Raw genomic sequence first — 9902 nt, forward strand, 5'->3', positions numbered from 1 at the left:
ACCGCGAGGGCGGCGGCGAGGCGGTGAACGCCCGCGTGGAGGAGCTTGCGGCCGAGAAGGACGTGAAGATGGCGCAGATCGCGCTCTCGTGGGTGCTGCACAAGGACGTGGTGACGGCGCCCATCGTCGGTACCTCCAGCGTCGAGCACCTCGAAGACGCGGTCGAGGCGCTCGACATCGACCTCTCCGACTCCGATATCGAGTGGCTGGAGGAGCCCTACGAGCCCGTTCGGGTGTCGGGCCACGAGTAGCGGAGCTTCCGAATGCGACCCCGACCGCTCGCGCCGGAACCTACTTGATCCGGGGCGTGCAACGCCCGCGTATGGTCCGCCGCCCTCCTCCGCGCGACGGCTCGCGAACGTTCCCGGTCCGAACGACTGACAGTCGCGGGGCTCCGGCAGGATAACGATGCCCGGGACGCCCGATCCGGTCCTGGGGAGCGACGCCGTGACGCTCGTCGTCGCCGTGCTGCTCGCCGTCGCCACGACGGCCGCGATGGCGTGGCGTGCGTCGCGTACGTCGCGACCGCTCCGCACGGCGACCCTGCTCGGCGTCGGCCACGGCGCGATCCTCGTCGGCGGCTGGGCGCTCGTGCGGATCGTCGCCTATCGGTTCTGGACCGCGCCGTCCGCGGCTCCTTGGGAGTTCCTGCTGGTCGTCGGCGGCGGGCTGCTCGTGTTGACGCTGCAGGCGGCGGTCCCGTTCGGCTGGCTGACGGCCCGGGGGGTCGTGAGTCCGACGGTCGGCCTCGCGGCCGCGACGGCGCTGGTCTGGTTCCTCGTCCTTCGCGTCGGCGGCGAGAGCGACCCCCTCGGCCTGTACGCGCTCGCGTTCGGCCCCCTCGTCGTCGCCGCGCTCCTCGGACTGGGGGCCGCTGAGTGGGCCGTTCGGCGAGCGCTCGGGGCGGCCGAGAGCGCCGACGAACCGTGACGCCCGACGCTCACCCGAACCGCTCGAACGGCTCCTCGCAGTTCTCGCAGAAGTGCATCGAGCGACAGAGCCCCGGCCCCTTCGGATGCTCTTTGTGGGTCTCGTCGGACCCGCAGTAGGGGCAGACCGCCGGCTCCTCGTCCGCGTCGCCCGCCTCGCCGGCCGTCACGCTGGGGTCGGAGCGGTCGCTCACGGTCAGACGCTCAGGCCGAACTCGCGGAGGTCCTCGCGACCGGCCGAGGTCACCATGTTCACGTTCCACTCCGGCGTGTACCGGATCCGGACTTCGGCCTCATGCACGCCGGGCGCGGTCTCGGCGGCGCAGCGCACGTCGTTCGTGAGCATGTCCTTGGCCGGACAGCCGGTGTAGGTCAGCGTCATCTCGACGGTACAGCGGCCGTCCTCCTCGACCGTCACGTCGTAGATCAGTCCTAAGTCCACGACGCTGACGGGCATCTCGGGATCCTCGACCTCGCGGAGCGCGGCCCACACGTCGGCCTCGACGCCCTCGGCGCCCTCGCCGGTCTTGGGGTAGGACTCGGGCGCCTCACCGTCCTCGTAGCTCGTGTACGCGCAGGCCTCGCCGCCGGCCTCGCGGGCCGCGCTCGCGGCGCCCTCGTCGGGGTCCGCGCCGCCGCCGAGCGGGGCGTTCGCGGGCATTACTCGGCCTCCTCCGCGCGGAGCCGGGCGGGACGGTCGAAGTCGATCTCGTCGTGCGTCGCGGTGAACGCCTCGTAGAGCTCCGCCCACGCGTCGGTGTGGCTCCCGTCGCGGCCGCGGTCCGCCGGCCGGTCGGCCGCGTCCGGTTCGGGGACCGTCAGCCCGAGCGACTCGAGGTACGGCACCACGGTGTCGAGCCACTCCGCGCGCATGTCCGCGAGCGTCTCGCGGCGCACCCCGGCCTCGAGGATCGCCTCCTCGTTGGGCCCCGGCGCGAACAGCGAGAGCGCGTGCGGGAACAGCTCGTCGACCGCGGCGTCGAGTCGCTCGCGAGCCTCGTCGTCCTCCGCCAGCCGGTCGAGCCAGTTGGCTGCGTGCTCGCGGTGGTACTCCTCCTCGGAGAGCGCCTTGCCGACGCGGTCGGCGAGCGGGGCGTAGCTCGTCTCCACGAGCGCCTCCAGCCGGATGCGCTCGGCCACGTCGTAGAGGTAGCCGCGGACGACCGCGTTCCCCCATCCGTCGTCGTCGAACGGCCGCTCGACGAGCGTGCTGTGGGTCCACTCGTCGGCCGGTTTCTCCCAGATGCACTCCGCCTCGGTGTAGCCCAGTTCCTGGAGCAGGTCGTACCAGAGGCGGGCGTGGCCGAACTCGTCCTGCGCGACGTTCGCGAGCGCCAGGTCCGACTCCAGCGTCGGCGCGTAGATCTGCCACTCGGTGAGCCGCTCGGCGTGGACGAACTCGTCGTCCGCGAGCCGGAACAGCTGCTCCTCGACCGCGAACTGCTGTTCGGCGGTGAGCGTGTCGCGGTCGAGGCTGCCGGCGGCGGGCGTCTCCTCGGGGATCTCGTAGCCGCCGGTCGTCCCGGCCGCGGCGCCGGCGTCGTCGCGTGCGTTCTCAGTCATCGGCTTCCTCCATCGCCTCGCGGCGCTTGCGGGCGGCCTCGCGCTGTTCGGCCTCGCTGTCGGCGACCTCCTCGGCGAAGGAGGCGTCGATGTCGTTGTACGTCATCGCCCAGCGGTACGACTTGTCCGTGGTGCCGCCGAAGGCGGCGTCCTCGGCGTCCACTTCACCGATCTCCGACTGCGGGACGACCCACAGGGAGTTGGTCTGCATGCGGCGGGCGTGCTGGATCTGCGCGAACTGCTTGGCCATCTCGCGGTCGGGCGCGTGGACGTTGCCGACGTGTCTGTGGTAGTCGCCGGGCTCCTCCTGTCTGAACACTTCCCAGATCATGGTCAGTCGGCCGCCTCCCCGGTCGCGACGCCGGTCGCCTCGGACTCCCAGGAGTCGAGCGCGTCACGCACCCACTCGACCGCCTCCTGTCGGCGGCGTCGGGAGCCGATCTGCTCCTTGCTGCCCGGGTACTCGTTCTTGGAGATGGTCCAGAACTCGTCCCAGTCGAGCTCGTCGTAGGCGAGCTCGTAGCGGCCGGACTCCTCGTCGTACTCGATCCGCGGCGTGTCCGGGATCTCCAGGCCGTACTTCTCGGCCTTCGGGATGTACATGTTGAGGAACGACTGGCGGAGCTCGTCGTTCGTCGCGGTCTTGAGCCCCACGTCCTGCGCGAAGTCGTTGTGGTGGCTCTCGTCGTTCGGCGGGCCGAAGAACTGGATGATGCGGGGCCACCACACCTCGAACGTCTCCTGGGTGCGCTCTTGGGTCGCTTTCGATCCCTGCATCAGCTCGCGGAGGATCGACTCGCCGTGTTTGACGTGGAACCCCTCCTCGAAGCAGACCTTGTCCATCGCGTGGGCGTAGGGGGTCCACGAGGTGGACTTCAGCGTCGCCTGCCGGCGCATCGCGCCGCCGTCGACGAAGAAGTCGATCATCGGCGCCTCGTACCAGGTGTCGACCGGGTAGTGGAAGCAGTTGAGGAACTTCCCCTCCCCGTTCGCCAGTTCGTCGAGCATCTCGTCGCGCGTCTTCACGCCCAGCGTCTCCGCGGCACGGTAGAGCAGCTGCGCGTGGCCGATCTCGTCTTGCACCTTCGCGGTGTTGGCGAGCTTCCGGTCCAGCGACGGCGCCTTCCGCGTGAACTCCTTGTCGAGGTAGCCGCCCATGACCTCGGAGTTGGCGTGGAACTGGATCATCCGGGTCGCCGCTTTCCGATACTCCTCGGGCATGTCGTCGCCCGGACCGAACTGCCGCGGTCCGGCGCGGTCCTTCACTGTCTCGAGGTCCATAATCATTCTTCGGTACGGAGCCATACCACTTTTCGATTCGGCAGTCCATGGGCGGCTTTTATATATTCGCGGCCGAACGTGTGCCCGTGATCGACGAGTGCTTGATCGCGGAGTTCCGCGTGGAGGGTGACGACTGTCCGCTCGCGCACGCCTCCGCGACCGCCGACGCCGCGGTGTCCGCGGAGCCGCCACAGCTTCGCTCGGACGGGAACGTCCTCCTGCAGTTCACCGCGCCCGCGGACGCCGGGATCGCTCCGGTCCTCGACGCGGACGACGACATCAGGTACCTCCACGTCGCCAACGCGGGCGACCGCGACAACTTCCGGTGCCTGTCGAAACACCCCTGCGTCGTCCACGACCTCGTCGACGAGGGGTTCCTCGTGGAGTCGATGCGCTACGACCGCGGCGCGGCGACGATGACCGGCGCGGTCGTCGGCCACGACGTGTTACAGGGCGTGATGGAGCGCGCCGCGGAGACGGTGGGCGTGACGCTCCGAAAGCTCCAGCCGCTCGCGACCGAGGAGGCGGACGCCATCGGCCGCGGCTACGGGCTCACGCCCGCACAGGAGGCGGCGCTCCGTACCGCCCACGAGATGGGCTACTTCGCCGTGCCGAAGGCCTGCTCGGCCGCAGACGTGGCCGGTGAGCTAGGGATCAGCAAGTCCGCGTTTCTGGAGCGTCTGCGGCGCGGACAGGACGCGCTGTTCGAGGCGCTGCTGGCGCGGTGAGGGAGTTCGCGCGTTCCAAGTGTGCCCCCACACTAGCCTTATGTCGCTCCGACGCGAAGTGAGGGTATGAGCAGCGACGGAGTGGACGCCGAAAGCAAGGTGTCCGGCAATCAGGCGAACATTCCCGCCGCGATCCGGCGGGAGCTGGACATCGACGACGGCGACCACCTTCGGTGGAGTCTGGCGGACGACGGCACCGTCCGCGTGGAGATCGTCCGACAGCGGTCGGGGACGTTCGGCGAGTTCGACGGGTACTCGGGCGAATCGGAGACCGACGTCGTCGCGGATCACGACGCGTGGGGCGTCGAGTGAATGCCGCGAGCGCTCGTCGACACCTCCGTCCTGTACGCTGCCGCGTATCGACGCGACCGCCATCACGAGCGTGCGCTGCCGATCCTTCGCGGCATCGACGGTGGGGATCTCCCGGAAGCCGTGGTTCTCGACTACGTGCTCGCGGAAACGCTGAACGGATTGACGACGAACGCCGGACACGACGCCGCGGTCGACTTTCTGGACCGACTGGAGGAGAACCGGCGGTTCCACGTCGAGTCCCTCTCGGCCGAGGGATTTGCACGGGCGAAGTCGCTGTTCCGTGGGCGCCGGAAGCTATCGTTGGTGGACGCGAGCCTCGCGGCGTACGCGGACGAACGAAAGACGACGTATCTCTACGCGTTCGACGACGACTTCGACTCCGTCGATCGGTTGTCGCGTCTTGACACGCCGACGAACCCGTACTCGCCCGACTGACTCGCCCTCGTCGGGAACGAAACGGCGTGCGCACTCCGCCGCCGATCAGGTCGACAGCGGCGGCAGCGCGGCCTCGATCTCCTCGCGGCGGTCCTCCAGCCACTCGGGCAGGACGAGTTCCTCGCCGAGCGCGTCGAGGGGTTCGTCGACTGCGTAGCCCGGGGACTTCGTGGCGAACTCGAAGAGCACGCCGCCCTGAGTCCGCGCGTACACCGACCTGAACCACTTGCGGTCGATGATCTCCGTGGGCCGGAGGCCCTGCCCCTGCAGGACCTCGCGCCATTCCGCCTGCTCGTCGTCGTCGACCTGGAACGCGACGTGGTGGACCGTTCCCGCGCCGGGGCGCCCCTGCGGCGCGTTCGGGTCCGTCTCGAGGTCGACGACGTAGCCGCGGTCGCCGTCCGCCTCGAAGCGCGTGCGGTGCTGGTCGGGGTCCTCGGCGGTCCGCTCGAAGCCCATCTCCTCCAGCAGGGCCGCGGTCGGGTCGACGCTCCCGAGCGCCAGCGTCACGCCGAAGAAGCCGCGGATCGCGTGCTCCTCCGGCACCGGGCCCTCGGGTAGGTTCGGCTCCGGGGCGTCCGCGCGGCCGACGAGTTCCAGCGGGAGGCCGTCGGGGTCCTCGAACGCGACGACGGGGTCGCCGAACCGCTCGAAGGTGGAGACGGCGTCGACCTTGTCGGCCGCCTCGAGCCGATCGACCCAGAAGTCGACCGCGTCCGCCGGGATCAGGAACGCGACGGTCCGGGCCTGGCCGCTCCCGACGCGGCCGGGGCGAGCGTCCTCGTAGGGGAAAAACGTCATGCTCGTGCCGGGGCTCCCCTCGTGGTCGGCGTAGAAGAGGTGATAGACGCCGACGTCGTCCTGATTGACGCTGCGCTTGACCATGCGGAGCCCCAGCGTCTCGGTGTAGAACGCGTGGTTCCGACCGGGATCGCTCCCGATGGCGGTGACGTGGTGGATGCCGGGTGTCGGGTCGACCATACCGAGGGGACGCCTGCGGCGCGGTTAATCGTGGCGGCACCGACCGTCGTCCGAGCTGAACCGCCGGAAGACGGGGAACCGGACGACTCCGTCTCAGCACTGCCGATCGAGCACTTCGACGGCCGTCGGCTCCCCCCGCGGCTCGCCGAGTGTGACGTCGACGTAGACGAACGAGACCGTGACGCGCTCGACAGTTCCATCGCCCGCGGCGGCCGCGCGCTCACAGAGGTACGCGCCCAGCCGCTCGTCGCGGTCGTCGGGGGGATCGGCGGGCATCGCGGTGAGGTACTTCCGCCAGCGCGCGCTCGGATACGCGCGGGCGTCGCTCGGCGTCCGGTTCCTCGCCACGGGGTCGCCGTACAGCGCGTCGCGGGCGCCCCCGTCGGCGGTCTCCGCCGTCGCGAGCACGAGCGAGGCCGTGTTCGGCGGGTTCGGCGCGAACATGTCCCAGCGGTTCTCCGTCGGGTCCGCGGCGTCGGCCACCGGGGCCGGCGCGGCGACGAGCCCGAGCGCCATCGCGTTCCACGCCAGCAGCGACACGAGCAGAACCGCGGCGAGCCCCTCCGGAAGTCGGCGGCGCACGCGCCCGACCCCCGGCCGGGCGCGGATCGGCCCCGGAACCGTCGGGAAGGCGGCCACGGCCGCGCCGCTCACGGCGACGACGGAGTTGCGGAGGCGCTCCGCCGACCCGTCCAGGCGACGCTCGACCGCGTCCCAGACGCGCGGGGGGAAGAACGGCAGGAGGGCGGCGACCGACACCAGCGGGAACACGCCGATCGCGAGCGTGAGCGCCATCGACAGGTGCGCGGCGACGAACGCACCCGCCAGCGCCGTGCGGGCCCGGCCCGTAAACAGGAGGAGCAGCGGCGACGCCAGTACTAGGCCGAGCCACGCGTAGGTCCCGACGGTCAGGAGTCCGTCGGCGCCGGCGAGTGCGCCGCCCAGCGGCCCGGACAGGTGCTCGAGCCGGAACACCTGCGGGACCGCGGTCCCGCCCGGCCAGGCGTCGCCGCGGAGCTTGACGAGCCCGTTCGAGAGGTACAGGACGACGACGAACGTCAACAGAAGCGCCGGCGCGAACCCCCTGGCGCGGTCGGGTTCGGATGCGCTCCCGTCTCGGTCTCCGCTCCGCCGTCCGTCCCGCCGGGTCCGGCGGACCGCGTCGACGGACCAGCGCCGGCCGAGGGGGAGCAGGCACGCGAGCGCGAGCAGTTGCCACAGCAGCGTGTCGCCGGCGTTGAGAACGAGGGGGTTCCGCGCCTGTAGCGACGCCACGAGAACGAGCGAGAGCAGGGCCGCCGTCCGCGTGCGGTACCCGACCGCGAGCGCCGCGGCGACCGCGGCCGCGAGGAGGAACAGGAGCGCGACGGCCCACCCCTCACCCGACGCCGCGTGGAGCGAGTAGCGGGAGAAGGCGGGGTACAGCTCCACGAGCGTCGACCGCGGGAGCACGCCCTCGTCGGTGTAGAAGGCCGTCAGCTCACGACTTCGCAGCGCCAGGTCGACGATCAGGACCACTCCCAGTGCGATCCGAAACGCCGCGAGTCCGCGCGCGTCCGCGCCGAGCCGCGCGTCGAGGTGCTCGCGGACGGTCATTGCTGTTACAGGGTCTCCCGCTGGCGCGGATAGGTTTTGTGGAGCGGTGGCCGGCCTCTCCCGACGAGGGCCGACGCTCGGATCAGCGGGACGCTCCGACGCCTTCGACGGACCTTTGACCGCGAGCCCCCACCCGTGGCACATGCTCGACGCACTCGCTGGATCGCTTTTGCACGTCGGTACCGAACACCCGGACGCGCTGTGGATCGCCGCCGTTGGGGTCGCGACCTTCGCCGCCGGCCTCGGGGCGGGGCTGCTCGCGCGCGGCCGCCGCGACGACGCGACCGCGGACGCCAGGGCCGAGAGCTGACCGGGGGCGCGAGTTTCCGGACGGCCCCGACGCCGGACGAAGCCCCCTCATCTTTTGACGGCGTCCGTCGAAGGCGGACACGTCATGGCGCCCTCGAACGCGGCCGACCGCCGGATCGACAGCAACCTGTTCGTCACGGTGTCGGGCCCGCCGGGCTGCGGCGCGACGACGCTCTCGGAGGCGCTCGCTGACGCGATGGACTGCGGCTGCGTCTCCGGCGGCGACATCTTCCGGGAGATCGCGGCCGACCGCGACATGAGCCTCTCCCAGCTCGTCGCGAAGGCGGGCGAGACAGACGAGATCGACCGCGCGCTCGACCGACGGCTCCAGACGATCGCCGAGAAATGGGGAGCCGCGAACCGGGCGTTCGTGCTCGAGTCCCGGCTCGCGGGCTGGTTGGCGGGCAACCGCGCCGACCTTCGGATCCGACTCGACGCGCCCGAGGAGGTCCGACTCCGGCGGACCGAGGACCGCGAGGAGTGGGCCGCCGAGATGCAGGTGCGCGAGGTGATCGAGAAGCAGCGCTACGAGTCCTACTACGGCATCGACCTCGACGACCAGTCCTTCTACGACCTGACGATAAACACCGGGCGCTGGACGCCCGAGTCGACCGTGGAGGTCGTCCTGACGGCCATCGAGCAGTACGAACCGGAGCTCGACGAGGGGGCCTTCCCGACCGCGGACCTGGACGTCTGAGCGCGAACGGTGGCGAGCGGCGTTGAGCTCTCCAAACCGTGGGAGATTCTCGGACCGGTCGCACCGAGTGAACGGCCTCGGGGCTTGACTCCGAGGTACTCGGCCTGCTCCGCCCGTAGTACGCGTCTCGGACGGTAACTTTATAGTCCCAACCGCGTGATTTTTCGGATATGCTGAAAACCCGGCCTGCCCTCTACGAAGTAGTCGGGGCACAGAACAATCATCTCTGGCTAGAGGTTCTGGAAGGAGATGACGCTGGGATGCGGATCTCAGTGCCACGCCGGAGCAGCTCCTACGATGAGGAGCTGCAGAAAGCCGTTCTCTCCCTCGACCCGGGAGACGTTCATACGTTCGAGCTCGAAAGCGAGGCGGTACAGAGCCCGAACTGGAGAATCGCTGCAATCGATCCCGACGCCGGCCCGGACTCCGAATACAAGCTCACGGCGTAGGTCTCCCAGTCACCCTCCCGAGTCCGCGGGCCGGTCTGCCGACTGATCGCCGGAATCTTCGCCGGATTCCCGCCGATATTCCGCTCCGTCCGTGTCTTCTTGGCCCGCTCCTACGTGTCTCACGGAAACATTCAACGATTCCGGAGCAAACGTAAACTCGTCTCCGCGGTCCGTGATTGCGACCGCGTAATCCGTGAATAGATATTCGATATAATCCTCCTCTGATGATCGATACAGCCGCCAAAACACGAATGTTCCAGTGATTGCGAGAAGCCAGAGACTCCACAGGGGGGTCCAGTGTGTTGCATAGGAAGGCACCACCGGAAGGGGACGGAGGGAAGCGTATCGTTGTAACTGAGCGGCGCCGATCTCAACGGAGACACCGACAAAGAGGGCCCACGTAGCGATCCACATCCCGCGGTTGAAATTCCGGATCGCCTGCATTCGGAGGGCCCGAGAGGGGGACCGAGCGCCGTCAATTTTGCTCGCCATTAAGTGATAGAGGACGCCGTATTTGTCCGTTTCAAAGGCTGTGTTGAATCGCCATACAGCAGCGAGTTAGGCCGCTAAATCAAAGGAGTTGAAGCGAGAGAATGCGGTTGTCTATGACGCAAATCTCCCG

At 69.5% G+C, this 9902-nt stretch carries 15 protein-coding genes; 8 read left to right on the forward strand and 7 right to left on the reverse strand.

The genetic code is table 11. The features are described 5' to 3' along the window. Both AN233_RS17865 and AN233_RS02995 read left to right on the forward strand, forming a co-directional pair. A partial coding sequence (locus AN233_RS17865) for an aldo/keto reductase (RefSeq protein ID WP_281176514.1) occupies positions 1 to 251 on the forward strand: 251 nt, incomplete at its 5' end. A 157-nt stretch (positions 252 to 408) separates the two neighbouring features. Beyond that, positions 409 to 930 (forward strand): hypothetical protein, encoded by a 522-nt coding sequence (locus tag AN233_RS02995; RefSeq protein ID WP_058365375.1) that lies wholly within the window; start codon positions 409 to 411, stop codon positions 928 to 930. Positions 931 to 940: 10 nt separating this feature from the next. Here the strand turns inward: AN233_RS02995 and AN233_RS03000 are convergent, their stop codons facing one another. The 5 genes from AN233_RS03000 to paaA are packed head-to-tail and all read right to left on the reverse strand — an operon-like array spanning position 941 to position 3773. Continuing rightward, the gene (locus AN233_RS03000) at positions 941 to 1123 is read right to left on the reverse strand and encodes a PaaD-like zinc ribbon domain-containing protein (RefSeq protein ID WP_058365376.1); all 183 of its coding nucleotides are present in this window, start codon (positions 1121 to 1123) and stop codon (positions 941 to 943) included. A 2-nt stretch (positions 1124 to 1125) separates the two neighbouring features. Further along, positions 1126 to 1590 (reverse strand): 1,2-phenylacetyl-CoA epoxidase subunit PaaD, encoded by a 465-nt coding sequence (paaD, locus tag AN233_RS03005; RefSeq protein ID WP_058365377.1) that lies wholly within the window; start codon positions 1588 to 1590, stop codon positions 1126 to 1128. Continuing rightward, entirely contained in the window at positions 1590 to 2492 is a 903-nt protein-coding gene (gene paaC / locus AN233_RS03010; RefSeq protein ID WP_080508317.1) for a 1,2-phenylacetyl-CoA epoxidase subunit PaaC, read from the reverse strand. The genes paaD and paaC overlap by 1 nt, the downstream gene beginning before the upstream one ends. Continuing rightward, positions 2485 to 2823, reverse strand: a complete 339-nt coding sequence (gene paaB, locus AN233_RS03015; protein WP_058365378.1) for a 1,2-phenylacetyl-CoA epoxidase subunit PaaB — start codon at positions 2821 to 2823, stop codon at positions 2485 to 2487. The genes paaC and paaB overlap by 8 nt, the downstream gene beginning before the upstream one ends. Before the next feature lie 2 nt (positions 2824 to 2825). Further along, positions 2826 to 3773 carry a 1,2-phenylacetyl-CoA epoxidase subunit PaaA gene (paaA, locus tag AN233_RS03020; protein WP_058365379.1) on the reverse strand — a complete coding sequence of 316 codons (948 nt, stop codon included), beginning with the start codon at positions 3771 to 3773 and terminating at the stop codon, positions 2826 to 2828. An 86-nt stretch (positions 3774 to 3859) separates the two neighbouring features. Between paaA and AN233_RS03025 the strand changes: the two genes are divergently transcribed. The 3 genes from AN233_RS03025 (at position 3860) to AN233_RS03035 (ending at position 5248) form a co-directional block, all read left to right on the forward strand. Further along, positions 3860 to 4501: a helix-turn-helix domain-containing protein gene (locus AN233_RS03025; RefSeq protein WP_058365380.1), complete on the forward strand. Its 642-nt coding sequence runs from the start codon at positions 3860 to 3862 to the stop codon at positions 4499 to 4501. Positions 4502 to 4567: 66 nt separating this feature from the next. Beyond that, the gene (locus AN233_RS03030; RefSeq protein ID WP_058365381.1) at positions 4568 to 4813 is read left to right on the forward strand and encodes an AbrB/MazE/SpoVT family DNA-binding domain-containing protein; all 246 of its coding nucleotides are present in this window, start codon (positions 4568 to 4570) and stop codon (positions 4811 to 4813) included. Continuing rightward, entirely contained in the window at positions 4814 to 5248 is a 435-nt protein-coding gene (locus AN233_RS03035; RefSeq protein WP_058365382.1) for a type II toxin-antitoxin system VapC family toxin, read from the forward strand. It begins immediately after the preceding gene. A 45-nt stretch (positions 5249 to 5293) separates the two neighbouring features. Here the strand turns inward: AN233_RS03035 and AN233_RS03040 are convergent, their stop codons facing one another. Together AN233_RS03040 and AN233_RS03045 are read right to left on the reverse strand one after the other, a co-directional pair. Continuing rightward, positions 5294 to 6229, reverse strand: coding sequence for a ring-cleaving dioxygenase (locus AN233_RS03040; RefSeq protein WP_058365383.1), 936 nt, complete (start codon positions 6227 to 6229; stop codon positions 5294 to 5296). Positions 6230 to 6322: 93 nt separating this feature from the next. Beyond that, positions 6323 to 7825 carry an HTTM domain-containing protein gene (locus AN233_RS03045; RefSeq protein WP_058365384.1) on the reverse strand — a complete coding sequence of 501 codons (1503 nt, stop codon included), beginning with the start codon at positions 7823 to 7825 and terminating at the stop codon, positions 6323 to 6325. 142 nt (positions 7826 to 7967) lie between these two features. Here AN233_RS03045 and AN233_RS17110 point away from each other — a divergent pair, with 142 nt between their 5' ends. The 3 genes from AN233_RS17110 (at position 7968) to AN233_RS03055 (ending at position 9280) form a co-directional block, all read left to right on the forward strand. Then, on the forward strand, positions 7968 to 8135 hold the full coding sequence (locus AN233_RS17110; RefSeq protein WP_176696625.1) for a hypothetical protein: 168 nt from the start codon (positions 7968 to 7970) through the stop codon (positions 8133 to 8135). Positions 8136 to 8219: 84 nt separating this feature from the next. Beyond that, complete coding sequence (gene cmk / locus AN233_RS03050) at positions 8220 to 8831, forward strand: (d)CMP kinase (RefSeq protein ID WP_058365385.1); 612 nt, start codon at positions 8220 to 8222, stop codon at positions 8829 to 8831. Between the two features lie 170 nt (positions 8832 to 9001). Continuing rightward, the gene (locus AN233_RS03055) at positions 9002 to 9280 is read left to right on the forward strand and encodes a hypothetical protein (RefSeq protein WP_058365386.1); all 279 of its coding nucleotides are present in this window, start codon (positions 9002 to 9004) and stop codon (positions 9278 to 9280) included. The last annotated feature ends 622 nt before the right edge of the window (positions 9281 to 9902 follow it).

It is taken from the genome of Haloparvum sedimenti (assembly GCF_001462205.1).
Lineage (GTDB): Archaea > Halobacteriota > Halobacteria > Halobacteriales > Haloferacaceae > Haloparvum > Haloparvum sedimenti.